Annotated in this window: 19 protein-coding genes; 5 read left to right on the top strand and 14 right to left on the bottom strand. The window is 67.1% G+C overall.

What is annotated here, in order from left to right; genetic code table 11:
- From C7C56_RS05745 to C7C56_RS05710, 8 genes are all read right to left on the bottom strand, one after another.
- Positions 1 to 953, bottom strand: a 953-nt coding sequence (locus tag C7C56_RS05745) for a 5-(carboxyamino)imidazole ribonucleotide synthase (protein WP_106756524.1), incomplete at its 3' end; no start/stop codon positions are given.
- Positions 950 to 1,459, bottom strand: coding sequence for a 5-(carboxyamino)imidazole ribonucleotide mutase (purE, locus tag C7C56_RS05740; protein WP_181373034.1), 510 nt, complete (start codon positions 1,457 to 1,459; stop codon positions 950 to 952). The genes purE and C7C56_RS05745, both read right to left, overlap by 4 nt.
- A complete protein-coding gene (locus C7C56_RS05735) occupies positions 1,456 to 2,349 on the bottom strand; it encodes a phosphoribosylaminoimidazolesuccinocarboxamide synthase (protein ID WP_106756512.1) in 894 nt (297 codons plus the stop codon). Before C7C56_RS05735 ends, purE begins: the two co-directional genes overlap by 4 nt.
- A 218-nt stretch (positions 2,350 to 2,567) precedes the next feature.
- Entirely contained in the window at positions 2,568 to 3,632 is a 1,065-nt protein-coding gene (gene fba / locus C7C56_RS05730) for a class II fructose-bisphosphate aldolase (protein WP_106756511.1), read from the bottom strand.
- Between the two features lie 197 nt (positions 3,633 to 3,829).
- Entirely contained in the window at positions 3,830 to 5,278 is a 1,449-nt protein-coding gene (gene pyk, locus C7C56_RS05725; RefSeq protein ID WP_106756510.1) for a pyruvate kinase, read from the bottom strand.
- Positions 5,279 to 5,382: 104 nt separating this feature from the next.
- Positions 5,383 to 6,597 carry a phosphoglycerate kinase gene (locus C7C56_RS05720; protein WP_106756509.1) on the bottom strand — a complete coding sequence of 405 codons (1,215 nt, stop codon included), beginning with the start codon at positions 6,595 to 6,597 and terminating at the stop codon, positions 5,383 to 5,385.
- A gap of 471 nt (positions 6,598 to 7,068) precedes the next feature.
- The gene (locus C7C56_RS05715; protein ID WP_106756508.1) at positions 7,069 to 7,398 is read right to left on the bottom strand and encodes an AzlD domain-containing protein; all 330 of its coding nucleotides are present in this window, start codon (positions 7,396 to 7,398) and stop codon (positions 7,069 to 7,071) included.
- The gene (locus C7C56_RS05710) at positions 7,391 to 8,143 is read right to left on the bottom strand and encodes an AzlC family ABC transporter permease (RefSeq protein WP_106756522.1); all 753 of its coding nucleotides are present in this window, start codon (positions 8,141 to 8,143) and stop codon (positions 7,391 to 7,393) included. Before C7C56_RS05710 ends, C7C56_RS05715 begins: the two co-directional genes overlap by 8 nt.
- Positions 8,144 to 8,277: 134 nt before the next feature.
- Here C7C56_RS05710 and C7C56_RS05705 point away from each other — a divergent pair, with 134 nt between their 5' ends.
- From C7C56_RS05705 to C7C56_RS05690, 4 genes are all read left to right on the top strand, one after another.
- Positions 8,278 to 8,472: a zinc-finger domain-containing protein gene (locus tag C7C56_RS05705; protein ID WP_106756507.1), complete on the top strand. Its 195-nt coding sequence runs from the start codon at positions 8,278 to 8,280 to the stop codon at positions 8,470 to 8,472.
- Positions 8,473 to 8,708: 236 nt separating this feature from the next.
- Entirely contained in the window at positions 8,709 to 9,134 is a 426-nt protein-coding gene (locus C7C56_RS05700) for a YybH family protein (RefSeq protein ID WP_106756506.1), read from the top strand.
- Positions 9,131 to 10,171 (top strand): YheT family hydrolase, encoded by a 1,041-nt coding sequence (locus C7C56_RS05695; protein ID WP_229458158.1) that lies wholly within the window; start codon positions 9,131 to 9,133, stop codon positions 10,169 to 10,171. The genes C7C56_RS05700 and C7C56_RS05695 overlap by 4 nt, the downstream gene beginning before the upstream one ends.
- Complete coding sequence (locus C7C56_RS05690) at positions 10,164 to 10,754, top strand: DUF2946 family protein (RefSeq protein ID WP_106756505.1); 591 nt, start codon at positions 10,164 to 10,166, stop codon at positions 10,752 to 10,754. The genes C7C56_RS05695 and C7C56_RS05690 overlap by 8 nt, the downstream gene beginning before the upstream one ends.
- 15 nt (positions 10,755 to 10,769) lie before the next feature.
- Here the strand turns inward: C7C56_RS05690 and C7C56_RS05685 are convergent, their stop codons facing one another.
- A complete protein-coding gene (locus tag C7C56_RS05685; protein ID WP_106756520.1) occupies positions 10,770 to 12,290 on the bottom strand; it encodes a M48 family metalloprotease in 1,521 nt (506 codons plus the stop codon).
- A 178-nt stretch (positions 12,291 to 12,468) separates the two neighbouring features.
- On the opposite strand from C7C56_RS05685, the gene moaC reads away from it, so the two are divergent.
- On the top strand, positions 12,469 to 12,990 hold the full coding sequence (gene moaC, locus C7C56_RS05680; protein WP_106756504.1) for a cyclic pyranopterin monophosphate synthase MoaC: 522 nt from the start codon (positions 12,469 to 12,471) through the stop codon (positions 12,988 to 12,990).
- Positions 12,991 to 13,235: 245 nt separating this feature from the next.
- Here moaC and C7C56_RS05675 read toward each other — a convergent pair whose 3' ends face one another.
- From C7C56_RS05675 to C7C56_RS05655, 5 genes are all read right to left on the bottom strand, one after another.
- On the bottom strand, positions 13,236 to 13,670 hold the full coding sequence (locus C7C56_RS05675) for a pilin (protein ID WP_370660178.1): 435 nt from the start codon (positions 13,668 to 13,670) through the stop codon (positions 13,236 to 13,238).
- Between the two features lie 215 nt (positions 13,671 to 13,885).
- Positions 13,886 to 14,467, bottom strand: a complete 582-nt coding sequence (locus C7C56_RS05670) for an FHA domain-containing protein (RefSeq protein ID WP_106756502.1) — start codon at positions 14,465 to 14,467, stop codon at positions 13,886 to 13,888.
- An 86-nt stretch (positions 14,468 to 14,553) separates the two neighbouring features.
- Positions 14,554 to 15,435, bottom strand: a complete 882-nt coding sequence (sucD, locus tag C7C56_RS05665) for a succinate--CoA ligase subunit alpha (protein WP_106756501.1) — start codon at positions 15,433 to 15,435, stop codon at positions 14,554 to 14,556.
- Between the two features lie 9 nt (positions 15,436 to 15,444).
- A complete protein-coding gene (gene sucC, locus C7C56_RS05660) occupies positions 15,445 to 16,617 on the bottom strand; it encodes an ADP-forming succinate--CoA ligase subunit beta (RefSeq protein ID WP_106756500.1) in 1,173 nt (390 codons plus the stop codon).
- A gap of 139 nt (positions 16,618 to 16,756) precedes the next feature.
- Positions 16,757 to 17,323: a DUF2889 domain-containing protein gene (locus tag C7C56_RS05655; RefSeq protein ID WP_106756519.1), complete on the bottom strand. Its 567-nt coding sequence runs from the start codon at positions 17,321 to 17,323 to the stop codon at positions 16,757 to 16,759.
- Positions 17,324 to 17,349: the final 26 nt, after the last annotated feature.

Here is a 17,349-nt window from a genome sequence, read left to right as displayed (position 1 = left end):
GCCGGCGAATGCTGGCGCACATCGCCCAGTGGCAGGCGGGCCATGGCGCGCGCCTGCTGCGCAAACTGGCTCGTCACGCAGGCGTCGATCGTGTAGTGACCGCTGTTGTGCGGGCGCGGCGCCATCTCGTTGACGACCAGCGAGCCATCGGCCAGCACGAAGAATTCGATGCACAGCACGCCGACATAGCCGAGCTGGTCGACGATGGCGCGCGCGGCATCCTGCGCTTTGCGCGCGCATTCGGCCGACACGTTCGGACCGGGGACCGTGGTGGTGAACAGGATGCCGCCGCGGTGCACGTTTTCGGCAATCGGATAGACGACGGAAACGCCGTCGGCGCCGCGCGCCGTCAGCACCGACACCTCATACGCGAGCGGCAGCAATTTCTCGAGCAGGCAGGTCACCCCTTGCATCTTGTCGAAAGCGGCGCGCAGCTCGGCGCGCGAGCGCACCACGACCTGGCCCTTGCCGTCGTAACCCATGCGCACCGTCTTGAGGATGCCTGGCAGGAGTTCGTCGCCGATGGCGTCGATGTCAAGGTGCGAGGCGATCGCTTTATGCGGCGCCGGCATGACCCCCGAGCGCGGCGCGCAGTCGACGAAGAAGCGTTTCTCGATGATGCGGTCCTGCGCGACCGATACGCACTGCGCAGCCGGCGCCACGAAGCTGTGGGCGGCCAGGCTGGCCAGGCTGTCGGCCGGGACGTTCTCGAATTCGGTGGTCACCGCCACGCACAAGCGGCCCAGTTCAAGCAGGCCCGCCGGGTCGGTGTATTTTGCCACGATGGTGCGGTCGGCGGCCTGGCCCGCGGGCGTGTCCGCCTCCGGCTCGAGCACGGCGACCTTGTAGCCCATCGCTTGCGCCGCATGCACGAACATGCGGCCAAGCTGGCCGCCGCCCATCACACCAAGCCAGGTTGGCTTGGTGGCGGTGGGAACAAATGGAAGACTCATTGCGGTAGCACCATCGCCTTGGCCGCGGCGTTCTGGCTCACGCGGAACTGCTCAAGCTTTTCAGCCATGGCCTCGTCGGTGCCGGCCAGGATCGCGATGGCTGCCAGCGCCGCGTTGGCGGCGCCGGCCTCGCCGATGGCAAAGGTCGACACCGGCACGCCCTTGGGCATCTGCACGATCGACAGCAGCGAGTCCTCGCCGCGCAGGTACTTCGACGGCACCGGCACGCCGTGCACCGGCACGATGGTCTTGGCCGCGATCATGCCCGGCAAGTGGGCCGCGCCGCCGGCACCGGCGATGATGGCGCGCAGGCCGCGGCCGCGTGCGGCCTGCGCGTAGGCGAACATCTCATCGGGCATGCGATGGGCCGACAGCACCTGGGCTTCAAACGGCACGCCAAAGTCCTTGAGCATATTGACGGCGTGCTGCATCACGTCCCAATCGGAGTTCGACCCCATGACGACGCCGACCAGTGGCCTCACTTGCTCACTCACTTGCCCGCTCATTTGACGCCCCCGCCGGTCAGGCGCTCGAGCGCCTCCATATACTTGGCAAGGGTCTTGGCGATGATGTCGGCCGGGATGGGTGGCGACGGTGGCGCCTTGTTCCAGTCCTTGAGCGATTCGAGGTAGTCGCGCACGAACTGCTTGTCGTACGAAGGTGGCGACATGCCGACCTGGTAGGTATCCATCGGCCAGAAGCGCGACGAGTCCGGGGTCAGGATTTCATCGATCAGATGGACCTTGCCGTTGGCGTCGAGGCCGAATTCGAATTTGGTGTCGGCGATGATGATGCCCTTGGTGGCCGCGTATTCGGCGGCCTTGGTGTACAGGGCGATGGTGTAGTCCCGCACCTGCGCGGCGACATCCGCGCCAACGATCTTTTGCGCCTCTTCGAACGAGATGTTCTCGTCGTGCGCGCCGGCGGGCGCCTTGGTCGATGGAGTGAACAGCACTTGCGGCAGCTTTTCGGCTTCCTGCATGCCGGCTGGCAGGGTGATGCCGCAAACCGCGCCGGTCTTCTGGTAGTCCTTCCAGCCGGAGCCGATCAGGTAGCCGCGCACGATGCACTCGATGCCGAGCGGCGTGAATTTTTTGACGACGATGGCGCGGCCTTCCACCTGCCCGCGCTCTTCCGGCGCGACCACCGTGACCGGGTCGATACCGGTTTCGTGGTTGGGCATCAGGTCGGCGAATTTGCGGAACCAGAAATTCGACATTGAAGTGAGGATCTTGCCCTTGCCCGGGATTGGATCGTCGAGGATGACGTCGAAGGCGGACAGGCGGTCGGTCTGGACCACCAGCAGCTTGTCGTCGCCGACGGCGTAAATGTCGCGCACCTTCCCGCGGTGCAGGAAAGGTAGCGATGTGATTTTTGTTTCAAGTACTCCGGACATTCTTGGATCCTTAGGTCTTCAATTTTAAAGACGCCAGCGCCTCCTGCCCCCGCGGGGGGCGAAAATCGCTGGCCGCCAGATTGGCATGGCTGGCAAAAGCGGCGCCATGCCGCTTTTGGCGCATGGTGCGATGGCGGTGGCCGGCACGCGGGACCCCGCCACGGATCGCGTGACCGGTCGCGCGGCACGGGCAACCGCCCTTGAACATGCTTACATGCTTACTTCACGACCTGGGCCAGTGCGCCCTTGGCGTAACGCTCGGCCATCTTGTCCATTGGAATCGGCTTGATCTTGGCGGCCTGGCCCTCGCAGCCGAACGACAGGAAGCGCGCCTTGCAAATGAGCGTGGCCGCCTCGCGCGCCGGCTTGAGGAAGTCGCGCGGGTCGAACTTGCCCGGGTTTTCGAACAAATAGCGGCGCACCGCGGCCGTCATCGCGAGGCGGATGTCGGTGTCGATGTTGATCTTGCGAACGCCGTGGCGGATGCCCTCCTGGATCTCCTCGACCGGCACGCCGTAGGTTTCCTTCATGTCGCCGCCGAACTGGCGGATCTCGGCGAGCAGCTCCTGCGGGACCGACGAGGAGCCGTGCATCACCAGGTGGGTGTTGGGGATGCGCGCGTGGATTTCCTTGATGCGGTCGATGGCGAGGATGTCGCCGGTCGGCTTGCGCGAGAACTTGTAGGCGCCGTGCGAGGTGCCGATCGCGATCGCGAGCGCGTCGCACTGGGTGCGCGCGACGAAGTCGGCGGCCTGGGCGACGTCGGTGAGCAGCATTTCGCGCGTCATCGTGCCTTCGGCGCCGTGGCCGTCCTCTTTGTCGCCCATCATGGTCTCGAGCGAGCCGAGCACGCCGAGTTCGGCTTCGACGGTGACGCCGATCGCGTGTGCGAACTTGACCACCTCGCGCGAGACCTCGACGTTGTAGTCGTAGCTGGCGACGCTCTTGCCGTCGGCCTCGAGCGAGCCGTCCATCATGACGGAGGTGAAGCCGGAGCGGATCGCGGTCATGCACACGGCCGGCGACTGGCCGTGGTCCTGGTGCATCACGACCGGGATGTGCGGATAGGCTTCGACGGCGGCGTCGATCAGGTGGCGCAGGAAGGCCTCGCCGGCGTACTTGCGGGCGCCCGCGGACGCCTGCATGATGACGGGCGAGCCGACCGCGTCGGCGGCGGCCATGATGGCTTGCACCTGTTCGAGGTTGTTGACGTTGAACGCCGGCAGGCCGTAGCCGTTTTCGGCGGCGTGGTCGAGCAGTTGACGCATGGATACGAGGGACATGGTGGGACTCCAAACAATAGAAAAACCGGGTTCGCTGGGAGGCGCTGGTGGCGCCGTGCACGTGCAGCAAATAAGGGAGGGGGCGCCGTGGTGCGGGCCCTTCCCTTGAATCTTTTATAACTTGTTCCGTACAACCTTGGTCGGCGCCGCGCGCGGACGGCGCCGCCCTTCATTTTGTTCCAATTGCCGCCGCTTGGCTATCCGAGTTCGCCAACGCGCACGATCTTGAGCGCGTTGGTGCCGCCGACCTGCCCCATCGGCTCGCCCCAGGTGACGACGATCATGTCGCCTTTCCTGACCGTGCCGTTGGCGACCATCAAATCCTCGGCCTGCCTGAGCACGGCGCCGCTGTCGCCCGTCTGCAGCAGGTGGTGCGCCCGCACGTTGCGGTACAGCGACACCTTGCGCTGGGTCGCCACGCTCGGCGTGAGCGCGAAGATCGGGGTGTCGATGCTGTGCCGGCTCATCCACAACGCGGTCGAGCCGGACTCGGTCAGCGCCACGATCGACTTGACCCGCAGGTGGTGCGCGGTGAACAGGGCGCCGTAGGCGATCGACTGGTCGATGCGCGAGAAGCGCACGTTGAGGAAGTCGGCGTCGAGCTTGTTGTACTCGGACTGCTCGGCCTCGGCGCAGATCGCGGCCATCATCTCGACCGTCTCGATCGGGTATTTGCCCGAGGCGGTCTCGGCCGAGGTCATCACCGCGTCGGTGCCGTCGAGCACGGCGTTGGCCACGTCCGACACCTCGGCGCGGGTGGGCACCGCGTTGAAGATCATCGACTCCATCATCTGGGTCGCTGTGATGGCCAGCTTGTTCGATTCGCGCGCCATTTTGATCATGCGCTTTTGCAGCGCCGGCACCGCCGCGTTGCCGACCTCGACGGCCAAATCGCCGCGCGCGACCATGATGCCGTCGGAGGCGTCGAGGATCTCCTGGAGCACCGGGATGGCCTCGGCGCGCTCGATCTTGGCGATCATCATCGGCTTGTGGTGGTACTGCTCGCCGGCGATGTTGGCCAGCTGGCGCGCCATCTCCATGTCGGTCGCGCTTTTCGGGAACGAGATCGCCAGGTAGTCGGCCTGGAAGCTCATCGCCGTTTTGATGTCCTCCATGTCCTTGGCGGTCAGGGCCGGCGCGGTCAGGCCGCCACCCTGGCGGTTGATGCCCTTGTTGTTGGACAGCTCGCCGCCGACCTTGACCACGGTGAAGATCTCGTGGGCGACGATGCGCTCGACGACGAGCACGATCAGGCCGTCGTTGAGCAGCAGCAGGTCGCCGTTGCGCACGTCGCGCGGCAGCGCCTTGTAGTCGAGGCCGACGCGCTCCTGGTTGCCCAGTTCGCCCTGCATGCCCCACTTGGCGTCGAGGATGAACTTGTCGCCCTTCTCGAGCATGATCTTGCCCGACTCAAACTTGCCGACCCGGATCTTGGGGCCCTGCATGTCGGCCATGATGGCGACCTCGATGCCGCACTCGGCGGCGGCGCGGCGCACCAGCGCGGCGCGCTCGATGTGGTCCTGCGCCTTGCCGTGCGAAAAATTGAGCCGCACCACGTCCACGCCCGCGCGGATCATGCGGCACAGGATGTCGAAATCGGTCGACGCCGGTCCGATGGTTGCAACGATCTTGGTGCCACGATACATAGCGTATTCCTTGAAGTGGGCAAAACTGCGAAGCGGGGCGTGGTCGGGTGCTGCCCGGGTGCAGCCTGGGCGTTGCCTGGCTGCTGCCCGGTGTTACCCGTATGTTACTTGCCGCGGCGCTGCAACAGGATCTCGACCGCCGGCAGGGTCTTACCCTCGAGGAACTCGAGGAAGGCGCCGCCGCCGGTGGAGATGTAGCCGATGCGCTCGGCGATGTCGTACTTGGCGATCGCGGCCAGCGTGTCGCCGCCGCCGGCGACCGAGAACGCCTTCGACTCGGCGATGGCCAGCGCCAGCGTCTTGGTGCCGTTGCCGAACTGGTCGAATTCGAACACGCCGACCGGGCCGTTCCAGACGATGGTGCCGGCCGCGCCGATCTGCTCGGCGAGCATGGCGGCCGTCTTCGGGCCGATGTCGAGGATCATGTCGTCATCAAGCACGTCGGCGACGTCCTTGACGGTGGCCGCGGCGCTCGGCGAGAACTCCTTGGCGCAGACCACGTCGACCGGGATCGGCACGCTGGCGCCGCGCGCGGCCATCAGGTCGATGATGGCCTTGGCCTCGGCCACCAGGTCGGCCTCGGCGAGCGACTTGCCGATGTTGAGGCCGACGGCCTTCATGAAGGTGTTGGCGATGCCGCCGCCGACGATCAGCTGGTCGACCTTGCCCGACAAGGCCTTCAGGATCGACAACTTGCTCGAGACCTTGGAGCCGGCGACGATGGCCAGCAGCGGGCGCGCGGGCGCGCCGAGCGCGTTGCCGAGGGCGTCGAGCTCGGCGGCGAGCAGCGGGCCGGCGCAGACCACGGGCGCGAACTTGGCGATGCCGTGGGTGCTGGCCTCGGCGCGGTGGGCGGTGCCGAAGGCGTCGTTGACATAGATGTCGCACAGGGCGGCCATCTTTTGCGCGAGCGCGTCGCTGTTCTTCTTTTCGCCGGGGTTGACGCGGCAGTTCTCGAGCAGCACGACCTGGCCGGGAACGAGGTTTTCGAGGCCTGCGCCGTCGACCCAGTCCCGCTTGAGTTCGACTTGTTGGCCGAGCAGCTCGGACAGGCGCGCGGCGACCGGCGCCAGGCTGTCCTCGGGTTTGAACGCGCCCTCGATCGGGCGGCCGAGGTGGGAGGTGACCATGACGGCGGCGCCGGCCTTGGCGGCGGCGGCGATCGCGGGCACGGAGGCGCGGATGCGGGTGTCCTCGGTGATGTTGCCGGCGTCGTCCTGCGGCACGTTCAGGTCGGCGCGGATGAAGACGCGCTTGCCCTGCAGGGCGTGTTGGTCGATCAAGTCTTGCAGACGGGTGAAGTCGAGAACAGCGTGCATGTGGCTAGCCAGGGTCGAATGGAGGAAAGAGCGCTATTTTACCCCAAGCACGCTCCGCTTAAACCGTTTGCGGGGAAACAACAAGCAGCGCCCGGGCACTGACTCCCACCAGCAACCCCAAGCACCAAACCACACCGTCCGACGCGGGGCCGGCGCGCGGCACATACCGCCGGTACCCCACGTTCCGCAACCGGGGTCTGACCCCGATAGCGAAAGATTCCTTAACTGGGGTCAGACCCCGGTTAAGGAACCGTTGCCCATGCCCCGGCCCTGCCATTCGACGGGCGCGCGATTTTTCGAGCAATTCCGCCATCGGGGTCTGACCCCGATAGCGGAAGATTCCTTAACTGGGGTCAGACCCCGGTTACAAAAAAGATTCCTTAACTGGGGTCAGACCCCGGTTACAAAAAATTGCCGATTTCCCGGCGCCGGCCGCTTGGTTGCCGGCCGATTCGGGCTTTGCCCCTCCCATCAGGCGAGCCCCAGCCGCAACGCCGTGAACAGCAGCATGCCGAACACGATGGTCTGCAGCATGTTGCGGCGCCACACGAAGAACAGCGTGGCGCCGGCGGCGGCCATCAGTTTCAGGTTGCCGGCCTCGAGCGCGAGCGCGCCGGCCGGCGACAGCAGCACGTCGGGCGCGATGATCGCCGCCAGCGCGCAGCCCGGCGCGTAGCGCAGCATCTCCTGCACCCGCTTGGGGATCGTGACGTGGTGGCCGAGCAGCCAGAACGCGCAGCGCGCGCATGCCGTGGCCAGCGCGAGCACGCCGATGGTGACCCAGATCTCGATCTCACTCATGGCGCGCCCTGCGCTTTTCCAGCGTCTCCTCGACCAGCATGGCGCTGCCCATGCCAAGCGCCACCGCCAGCAGCAGCCCCAGCTTGTAGGGCATGTTGAAGAACACCACCGAGGTGGCGGCCGCCACCAACACCCCGCACAGGGCCGCGCGGTTGATGACCAGCGGCACCATGATGCACAGGATCGCCAGGCTGCCGGCGAAGCCGAGCCCCCACGAGGCCGGCACGGCCGCGCCGAGCAGCACGCCGGCGATCGAGCCGGCCTGCCACGAGAGCCAGTTCGGCACCAGCAGCCCCTGCAGGTAGGACAGCTTGCCGTGCTGCGCGCCCTGGTCGGGAAAGCGCCGCAGGAACAGCGCCACGGTGATGTCGCCGGCCACATAGCCGAGCAGGAAGCGCTTCTTCCACGGCAGGTGGGCGAAATGAGGGGCCAGCAGCACCGAAAAGATCACGAAGCGCAGGTTGACCACCAGCGCGGTGGCGAACACCACCCAGACCGGGGCGCCGCCGGCGATCAGCGGCAGCGCGGCGAGCTGGGCCGAGCCGGCGAACACCAGCACCGTCATGCCGAGCGCCTGCGCCACGCTCAGCCCGCTCTTGACCATGGCCACGCCCGTCACCATGCCCCAGGCGGCGATCCCGAACAGGGTCGGCAGGCCGGCCCTGAGCGCCTCGCGCCAGAGCGCGGCGTCCTTGTCGGCCGGGCGGGCCGCCGCTGCTGCTGCGCTTGGGGTGGGGGCGGACATGGTTTTCTCGCGGCGCCGGCGCCCTCGCGGGGCGGGCGGCATGATTCGTCAGGGCACTATTTTAACGATCTATCCGGGAAGCCGCCCGAAGTCCGCTAAAATCGTGGTTTTGCATCCAGTCAGACGGAGAATCCATGAACCAGACCAGACCAGCCGCGGTGGAACTCGGCGCCGAAGACCTGCCCGCCCACTGCCCGAACCCGGCCATGACGCTGTGGTCGTCGCATCCGCGCGTGTTCCTCGAGTTCGGCCACGACGGCCTCGCCACCTGCCCCTACTGCGGCACGGCCTACCGCCTCAAGCCGGGCACCGTGCCGGCCCACCACTAAGGAGTCGTTCAAAAATAAGTGTAACAATTGGATCGGCCCTGGCGGGCACGCTGCTGCGTTGTTCGTCGTCGCCATAGCTCGCTATGACTCCTTCTCGCGCCTTGCATCGCGGCGAGTAACTGCGGTGCCCGGATTGCTTTGCAATCCGACCCGCCAGGGCCGCCCAATTGTCACACTTATTTATTCACGGCTCCTAACACCGGCGCGCCGGCGCGCCCACCGACGGGAGTAAACAGATGAAACGCCGCAAACAACTCAACGGCAGCGCCGCCGAAGTCGAGGCCGCCTTCTACGACGCCCTCAACCGCGGCGACATCGACGCCCTCATGGCGCTGTGGGCCGACGACGAGGAGATCGTCTGCATCCATCCGGGCGGATCGCGCCTGTACGGGCACGCCCAGATCCAGGCCTCGTGGGAGGCCGTCTTCGAGCGCGGCGGGCTGCAGATCCGGCCCTCGCAGCTGCACGAGACCCACAATCTGATGAGCTCGGTGCACACGGTGATCGAGGGCGTGACCTCGCACGCGGGCGAGCCGGCGCACCTGGTCGCCACCAACGTCTACATCAAGACCCCGCAGGGCTGGCGCATCGTGCTGCACCACGCCTCGGTGGCGCCGGGCGCGATCCCCGACGGCCCCCAGACCGGAGCGAGCCTGCATTGAACGACGCCGCCAGCGCCCCGCCGCCCGGCTACCGCGCGCCGTTCTGGCTGCCCGGCGGCCACCTGCAGACGATCGCCCCGGCGCTGTGGATGGGCGCGCCGGCGCCAAGGCTGCGGCGCGAGCGCTGGGAGGCGCCCGACGGCGACTTCGTCGATGTCGACTTCACCGACGGCGCGCCGGGCAGCCCGCTGCTGGTGCTGTTCCACGGCCTCGAGGGCTCCTCGAACAGCCATTACGCGCGCGCCTTCATGGCCGCGCTGGCCGCGCGCGGCTGGTCGGGCGCGGTGCCGCACTTCCGCGGCTGCTCGGGCGAGGCCAACCGCGCGCCGCGCTTCTACCACTCGGGCGACGCCGCCGAGATCGACTGGATCGTGCGGCGCCTGCGCGCGCGCGCCGGCGGCAGATTCTACGCGGCCGGCGTCTCGCTGGGCGGCAACGCGCTGCTGCGCTGGCTGGGCGAGTCGCGCCACGGCGCCGAGATCGTCGACGCCGCCTGCGCGGTGTCGGCCCCGCTCGACCTGGCGCAGGGGGGCGCGGCGCTCGGCGCCGGCTTCAACCGGGTCTACACGCGCATGTTCCTGCGCACGCTGGTGCCCAAATGCCTGGCCAAGCTGGCGCAGTTCCCCGGCCTGTTCGACCGCGCCGCGCTGCTGGCCGCGCGCGACCTGTACGCCTTCGACAACGTGGTGACCGCGCCGCTGCACGGCTACCGCGACACCGACGACTACTGGCACCGCGCCAGCGCCAGGCATGTGCTGGGCGACATCACGGTGCCGACGCTGGTGCTCAACGCGCGCAACGATCCGTTCCTGCCGGCCCGGCACCTGCCGCCGCCGCACGCGGTGGCGCCGTGCGTGCGGCTCGAGTACCCGGCGCGCGGCGGCCACGTCGGCTTCGCCGGCGGCCCCCCGCCCGGCCGGATCGACTGGCTGCCGCGCCACGTGCTCGCGTTTTTGGACGGCGCCGCGGCCAGCCGCGCGCCGCGCGCGCGCGCGCCGTGCGAGACTGCTCCGCAAGGGAGTGCCCGGCATGGATGACATCGTAAAAAAGGCGATCGCAAAATGGCCCGACGTGCCGCATTGCTACGGCTGGCTCGCGCTCGACGCGCGCGGCGCCTGGCGCATGCGCGACGAGCGCGCCCAGCACCTGGGCCTGGCCGGCGACAAGCTCACCCAGGCGGCGCTGCTCGGCTTCATCAACCGCAACTACGCGGCCGACGAGCGCGGCTGCTGGTATTTCCAGAACGGCCCGCAGCGGGTCTACCTGAACCTCGAGGCGACCCCGTACATCGCGCGCACCGATCCGGTCCACGGCCTGCTGCTGCACACGGGAGAGCCGCTGCCCGCGCCGGAGAGGGTCCTCATGACCGGGGCCGGCGCGCTGGTGCTGGCCGGCGCGGGCAAGGTGGCGCAGCTCGACGACCGCGACCTCGCGCAGTGCATGGCGCTGCTCGAACTCGATGGCAAAAGCGCCCCGGACGAGGCGCTTTTGGATTGGCTCGGCGGCGGCGCCGGCCGGCTGGCGCTGCGCTGGCGGGGCCGCCTGCTCGGCGTCGAGCGCGCCGACGGCGCGCGGCTGCCGGACCTGCTCGGCTTCGTGCGCCTGCCCCTGCCGGTGTAGGGGCCGGCGCGGCGCCTATTTGTTCTCTTCCTGTTCTTTCATTTCCTCGCGCTGGCGCTTTTGCCATTCGCGCTCTTGCGCGTCGATCAGGGCGTTGTCGTAGAACGTGGCGTCGCCCGCCTTGCGCGCCAGCGTCAGCTGGTTGAGCGCGGCGAGCAGGCCGCCGCCGAGCGCGTAGGACTCGGCCAGCGCCATGTGCTGCAGCGCCAGCTTGCCCTGCGCCGAGTACACCTTGGCCAGCAGTTCGTGCAGCTTGGGCTCCTCGCGGTAGAGCTGGACCTGCTCGCGCAGGTAGCGCGTCGCGTTGTCGAGCTTGCCCGCGTTGATCAGCGCGGACGCGTACTGGCGGGCGATCCCGCGCGAGAGCGGATAGCGCTGGTAGGCTTGTTCGGCCTCGGCCACTACCTGCTGCTGCACGAGCGCCGTCTGCCCGGGCGCGAGCTTGATCTCGAGCGCGAGGCTGGTGAACATGGCGCCGCCGTCGGACCCCTTGGGGCCGGCCGAGAACACCGCGGCCTCCTTGCGCTCGAGGGCCGCGCGCGCGCTCGCGAGCGAGGCGGCGGCCTTGGCCAGCTCGCCTTTTTTAAGCGCGACGTAGGCCAGCCCGTAATGGGCCGCCGACAACTGCTGGCGGTTCTGCTGCGCCAACTGGGCCTCGAACGCGGCGCGCGCGGCGGCCAGCCCGGACGCCGATTCGTCCTGCAGCACGCGTGCCCGGGCGCGCACCAGATGGAATTCGATGCTGTCGGCGCGCTGGCGGTAGGGCGTCTCGCGGATGCGCGACTGGATGTCGGAGATCCGCTCGGAGGTCAGCGGGTGGCTGCGCAGCCAGGCCGGGGTCAGGTCGGAGTAGGCGCGGCTGGCCGTTTGCATGCGGCTGAAAAAGGCCACCATGCCCGAGGTGTCGTAGCCGGCCGCGCCCATGATCTGGAAGCCGACCCGGTCGGCCTCGCGCTCGGCGTCCTGGCTGAAGTCGAGCTGGCGCTGGATCGCCAGGCCCTGCCCGCCCATGGCCACGCCGACCGCGGCGTCGGTGCTGGCGCGCGCGACCAGCGCCGCGAGCAGCATCGCCGCCAGCGGGATCAGGGCGTCCTGCTTCTGCTGGCCGATCATGCGCGCGATGTGGCGCTGCGCCACGTGGCCGATCTCGTGGGACAGCACGGCCGCCAGTTCGGATTCGGACTGGGCCGCCAGCAGCAGCGCCGAGTGCACCGCGATGAAGCCGCCCGGCAGCGCGAACGCGTTGAGCATCGGATCGCGCACGGCGAAGAAATAGTAGTCGGCGCCGGTCTCGCCGCGCGCCCCCGGGTGCGCCGCCACCAGCGAGGCGCCGAAGCCGTTGAGGTATTCGAGGATCGGCTGGTCGTCGAGGAAATCGCGGTCGCGCCGGATGTCGCGCATGATCGCCTCGCCGATGCGGCGCTCGAACACGGGCGAAAGGTCGCCGCGCGCGCTGTCGCCGAGGGTCGGCAGGTTGGCGTTGCCGGTCGTGCCCTGCGCCAGCGCGCCCGGCGGCGCGAGCGACAGCGCGAGCATGAGTGAAAGCGCGAGCGCGGACCGCGGGCGCTGGCCGGCGGCGCGGGTCGGGGAGGCGGGGGCGTTTTTGGTTTTCACGGTGATATCATACCCGCAACCGCCGCCGGGGCCCTCCCGCCGCGCCAACTGAAACACTTTGTTACCACCCGCCCGCGGGCGCGCTTTTTGAGACGGAACCATGACAGACACACACGATCGCGGCCCGGCCGCCGCAGCAGGATTGACCCATTTCGACGCCGCCGGGCAGGCGCACATGGTCGATGTCGGCGCCAAACAAGACACCCACCGCGTGGCGCTGGCGTCGGGCCGCATCAGCATGCTCCCCGGCACGCTCGCGGCGATCGCCGCCGGCAACGCCAAGAAGGGCGACGTGCTCGGCATCGCGCGCGTGGCCGCGATCATGGCCACCAAGCGCACCAGCGACCTGATCCCGCTGTGCCATCCGCTCGCGCTCACGCGCGTGACGGTCGAGTTCGAGATCGACCAGGCCGGCGCGAGCGTGCGTTGCCGCGCCCGGGTCGAGACGGTCGGCAAGACCGGGGTCGAGATGGAGGCGCTGACGGCGGTCCAGGTCGGCCTGCTGACGATCTACGACATGTGCAAGGCGGTCGACCGCGGCATGGTCATGACGGACGTGCGGGTGCTCGAGAAGCATGGCGGCAAGTCGGGGGACTGGAGAGTTGACGCGCCGGCCGCGTAGCGCCCGGCGCCGGGCCGGGTCTGGTGCCCGTCGCTGGCGGTGGTACCTGCTCAGCCGGGGCGCGCAGCAAGAAGCGGCGACGACGTGCCGCGTTTTCATATGTGATTTTGAAGGCAAAAAAAAGCAAGACGCGGTGCGCCTTGCTTTTTCTGGTGGCGGACGTCGGTGACGGCATTGCCTGCCCCCGCCGTTCCGCTCCCTATCCCGCCTTGACCTGCCGGGACACTGTCGATATCACGCGCGGATTAGCGGCACTCGGCAGGTACGTATTTGACGTCGGCGGTATTGGTGGTGGTGCAAATCCATTTCACGGTGCCGGAGGCGGTGTCGATGGTCGGGGTCAGGATGATGTCGACGCCTTTTGCCTTGGTTGCATCGCCGATTACACGGATGACGCCGGTAGCTGCGGTGCAGGCGGTCGAGGCGACGTTGACGGTCGCGACGGTGGCCGAGATACCTTTGCAGGCGTCGGCAGGCATCGTTCCGCCGTTGGTCGAGATGTTCTCGGTGACGGTGCCCTTCATCGAGGAGGCCATGATCATCAGTTCCGAGACGCGGCCGCGGACCGTGTAGTCCTGGTATGCCGGCAGCGCGACGGCGGCCAGAATGCCGATAATCGCTACAACGATCATCAGTTCGATCAGAGTGAAGCCGGCTTGTGCTTTTTTGATCATTTTCATCGATTTCATGGTATTTCTCCTGGGTGGTGGTCACGAAAAACTTGCTCGTACCAACGTATTAGCAATCGCCGTGCCAGCTCATCGCCATCCTGCCGCCGGCAGCGGACCAGCCCCGCGCGCCAAAATTTGGCATGTTTTTTGTCCGGATATGACAATTTTCGTCAGGCGGAATCAAAAATTGGCACATCGGGATGCCGGCCGGCGCCTTATTTTGCTCAGGGGCAGGAAAATGCCATCTGCGTGCCGCCGAGGTCGATCAGGTCGCCGTCGACCAGTTTGCGCGGCTGGGTCCCGAGCGGCGCGCCGTTCACGCCCGGCGGCACCGCACCATCTATATGCGCGGCCATGTAGCCGTCCGGCGTGCGGCTGATCGCCAGCACCATGGTGCCGGGGGTGCCGAGCGTCGTCAGTGGCTTACTAAGTGGAAGTTTTTTGCCCGCGTGGGGTCCGCTGCGCACCTCGACGTGTCCCAGCGGCATGGCCGCGGCGGCGGCCTTGCTCGCCGCCACCGGTCCAGCCACGAATTCAATCTGGATCATCGCCAGCACGATCCGGTCGTGGTCGGCCAGCACCTGCTTGTTGATCCGGCGCCCGTTGACGAAGGTGCCGTTGGTGCTGCCGAGGTCCTCGATCATGGCCTCGTCGAGCGCGGTCGAGATCGCCGCGTGCTGGGCGCTGATGGCGCGGTGCTCGATCACGACGTCGCATTGGGGATGGCGGCCAATCGTGATGCGGTCTTTGCTAAGTTGCACTTCCTGCAAGACTTGCCCGTCATGCGATATGATGATTTTCGCCACTTCGTCTCCGGTTCGGATGCCACAAACAACAACGGGGAGCACTGCGCTCCCCGTCATTATTAACTACCTTTGCTATATATTACAAATTACAGCATCGCTTTTAGCAAACGCGCCATTTCCGATGGGTTTTTGGTAACAGTGATCCCGCACGCCTCCATGATTTCGAGCTTGGCCTGGGCCGTGTCGGCGCCGCCCGAAATCAGGGCGCCCGCGTGGCCCATGCGCTTGCCCGGGGGCGCCGTGACGCCGGCGATGAAGCCGACCACGGGTTTCTTCATGTTGTCCTTGATCCAGTAGGCAGCGTTGGCCTCGTCCGGGCCGCCGATCTCGCCGATCATGATCACCGCGTCGGTGTCCGGATCGTCGTTGAACATCTTCATGATGTCGATGTGCTTGAGGCCGTTAATCGGGTCGCCGCCGATGCCCACCGCCGACGATTGGCCGAGGCCGAGCGCGGTCAGCTGGCCGACCGCCTCGTACGTCAAGGTGCCCGAACGCGAGACCACGCCGATGCGGCCGGCCTTGTGGATGTGGCCCGGCATGATGCCGATCTTGATTTCATCGGGCGTGATCAGGCCGGGGCAGTTCGGTCCCAGCAGCAAGGTTTTGGAGCCCGACTTGGCCATGCGGTCCTTGAGCGCCATCATGTCGCGCACGGGGATGCCCTCGGTGATGCAGATCGCCAGGTCGAGTTCGGCTTCGACGGCTTCCCAGATGGCGGCCGCGGCGCCGGCCGGCGGCACGTAGATCACCGACACGTTGGCGCCGGTTTCCTTCTTGGCCTCGGTGACGTTGGCGAAAATCGGGATGCCCTCGAAGTCCTCGCCGGCTTTTTTCGGGTTCACGCCCGCGACGAAGCAGTTCTTGCCGTTCGCGTAGTCGCGGCACATGCGGGTGTGGAACTGGCCGGTCTTTCCGGTGATTCCCTGGGTGACTACTTTGGTATCTTTATTGATCAGAATCGACATGTTGTTTCCTTATTTGGCGTGACCGGCAGCAGCGGCGACTACACTCTTGGCCGCGTCTTCCATCGTATCGGCGGCGATGATCGGCAGGCCGGATTCGGCCAGCATCTTCTTGCCCAGGTCTTCGTTGGTGCCCTTCATGCGCACCACCAGCGGCACTTGCAGCGAGACGGCCTTGGAGGCCGCGATCACACCTTCGGCGATGACGTCGCAACGCATGATGCCGCCGAAGATGTTGACCAGGATCGCCTTGAGGCCCGGGTTCTTGAGCATGATCTTGAACGCTTCTGTGACCTTCTCGGCCGTGGCGCCGCCGCCGACGTCGAGGAAGTTGGCCGGCTCGCCGCCGAACAGCTTGATCGTGTCCATGGTCGCCATGGCCAGGCCGGCGCCGTTGACGAGGCAACCGATATTGCCGTCGAGCGAGATGTAGGCGAGGTCGAATTTGGACGCCTCGACCTCGGCCGGGTCTTCCTCGTCGAGGTCGCGCATGGCGACGATTTCGGGTTGGCGGTACAGGGCGTTGGCGTCGAAGTTGAACTTGGCGTCGAGCGCGATGACCTTGCCCGAACCGTCGACGATCAGGGGGTTGATCTCTGCGAGCGAGCAGTCGGTTTCCCAGTAGGCTTTATACAGCCCCTGCAGCTGCACGCGGGCGTCGGCGATCGAGCCGGCCGGGATGCCGATCTTGGTCGACATCTCGTCGGCCTGGGCGTCGGTCAGGCCGGCGCTCGGGCAGATCGTGACGTGGTGGATTTTTTCAGGGTGGGAATGGGCGACCTCCTCGATGTCCATGCCGCCCTCCGACGAGCCCATCATGACAACCTTCTGGCTCACGCGGTCGGTGACGAGCGAGACGTACAGTTCCTGCTTGATGTCGGCGCCCTCTTCGATGAACAGGCGGCGCACCTTCTGGCCTTCGGGGCCGGTCTGGTGGGTGACCAGTTGCATGCCGAGGATCTGCTCGGCGTACTGGCGCAATTGCTCGACCGACTTGGCCACCTTGACGCCGCCGCCCTTGCCGCGGCCGCCAGCATGGATCTGCGCTTTGACTACCCAGACCGAGCCGCCCAGCGTTTCCGCCGCTTTGACGGCCTCTTCCACCGACATGCACGGAATGCCGCGCGGTACGGTGACCCCGAACTGCCTGAGGATTTCTTTGCCCTGATACTCATGGATCTTCATGCTGGCTTCCCTTCTTCAAATACTGATTTTAAAAAAATACGTTGGTTTGGACGGCGTTTCTTGTGACAGTTCTCTGGCGGAACCTCTGGCGGTGCGAAAACGGTGAAAAGGTAAAGGGTCGGAAACGGCGAACCCAGCCTTAGGACGCGCCCGGCCCGGCGAACCAGCGCGGGTAGTACAGCGCCACGGCCGGGCCGTCGGCGCGCAGCGCGTGGCATTTGTCGATCTGGAAGGGACGGTCGGGCCGCGGATCGGCCGCGTCGCCGTCGCGCGTGTCGAGCACGTCGTTGGCGTAGGCTTGCAGCGCGGCCGTCGGCAGGATCTGCGCCAGTTCGGTCAGGTGGGTGCAGCCGAGCACGCCGGCGAGGCGCTCCCTGAGCGCGTGCCGGAAACCCTTCATCAGGCACAAGCCGATCAGGCCCTTGTAGGCGGGGCCGACGGTGTCGCAGAAGCCCGCGTACGGCACCGCGTCGGACGCGGCCTCGGCGTGGACGATGACGAAGGCGCGGTCGATCGTCAGGCGCAGCGACAGGTCGTGCAGGGGCAGTCCGGCCGGGCGCGGGCCCGAAGCCAGCGTGACGTCGATGGTTTTGATGTCGGTGAGGTGGGCGTCGATATCCCACAAGCCATCGTCGCGCGCGAACGCTTCGAGCTTGATGGCGCGGGTATGCCGCAACGCGCGTGGAACGGGGGAGGACAGGGGCATAAACACCAATGCCGGAAATGCGGCGG

It is taken from the genome of Massilia glaciei (genome assembly GCF_003011895.2).
Lineage (GTDB): Bacteria > Pseudomonadota > Gammaproteobacteria > Burkholderiales > Burkholderiaceae_D > Telluria_A > Telluria_A glaciei.
Note: the sequence above shows the minus strand (reverse complement) of the source record. Positions and strands in the feature narration are given on the sequence as shown.

What these genes read in the sequence shown, in the direction of transcription:
- purE (WP_181373034.1), bottom strand. Translation starts at nt 1,459, where the DNA reads ATGAGCGGGCAAGTGAGTGAGCAAGTGAGGCCACTGGTCGGCGTCGTC.
- C7C56_RS05735 (WP_106756512.1), bottom strand. Translation starts at nt 2,349, where the DNA reads ATGTCCGGAGTACTTGAAACAAAAATCACATCGCTACCTTTCCTGCAC.
- fba (WP_106756511.1), bottom strand. Translation starts at nt 3,632, where the DNA reads ATGTCCCTCGTATCCATGCGTCAACTGCTCGACCACGCCGCCGAAAAC.
- pyk (WP_106756510.1), bottom strand. Translation starts at nt 5,278, where the DNA reads ATGTATCGTGGCACCAAGATCGTTGCAACCATCGGACCGGCGTCGACC.
- C7C56_RS05720 (WP_106756509.1), bottom strand. Translation starts at nt 6,597, where the DNA reads ATGCACGCTGTTCTCGACTTCACCCGTCTGCAAGACTTGATCGACCAA.
- C7C56_RS05715 (WP_106756508.1), bottom strand. Translation starts at nt 7,398, where the DNA reads ATGAGTGAGATCGAGATCTGGGTCACCATCGGCGTGCTCGCGCTGGCC.
- C7C56_RS05710 (WP_106756522.1), bottom strand. Translation starts at nt 8,143, where the DNA reads ATGTCCGCCCCCACCCCAAGCGCAGCAGCAGCGGCGGCCCGCCCGGCC.
- C7C56_RS05705 (WP_106756507.1), top strand. Translation starts at nt 8,278, where the DNA reads ATGAACCAGACCAGACCAGCCGCGGTGGAACTCGGCGCCGAAGACCTG.
- C7C56_RS05700 (WP_106756506.1), top strand. Translation starts at nt 8,709, where the DNA reads ATGAAACGCCGCAAACAACTCAACGGCAGCGCCGCCGAAGTCGAGGCC.
- C7C56_RS05690 (WP_106756505.1), top strand. Translation starts at nt 10,164, where the DNA reads ATGGATGACATCGTAAAAAAGGCGATCGCAAAATGGCCCGACGTGCCG.
- C7C56_RS05685 (WP_106756520.1), bottom strand. Translation starts at nt 12,290, where the DNA reads ATGCTCGCGCTGTCGCTCGCGCCGCCGGGCGCGCTGGCGCAGGGCACG.
- moaC (WP_106756504.1), top strand. Translation starts at nt 12,469, where the DNA reads ATGACAGACACACACGATCGCGGCCCGGCCGCCGCAGCAGGATTGACC.
- C7C56_RS05675 (WP_370660178.1), bottom strand. Translation starts at nt 13,670, where the DNA reads ATGAAAATGATCAAAAAAGCACAAGCCGGCTTCACTCTGATCGAACTG.
- sucD (WP_106756501.1), bottom strand. Translation starts at nt 15,435, where the DNA reads ATGTCGATTCTGATCAATAAAGATACCAAAGTAGTCACCCAGGGAATC.
- sucC (WP_106756500.1), bottom strand. Translation starts at nt 16,617, where the DNA reads ATGAAGATCCATGAGTATCAGGGCAAAGAAATCCTCAGGCAGTTCGGG.
- C7C56_RS05655 (WP_106756519.1), bottom strand. Translation starts at nt 17,323, where the DNA reads ATGCCCCTGTCCTCCCCCGTTCCACGCGCGTTGCGGCATACCCGCGCC.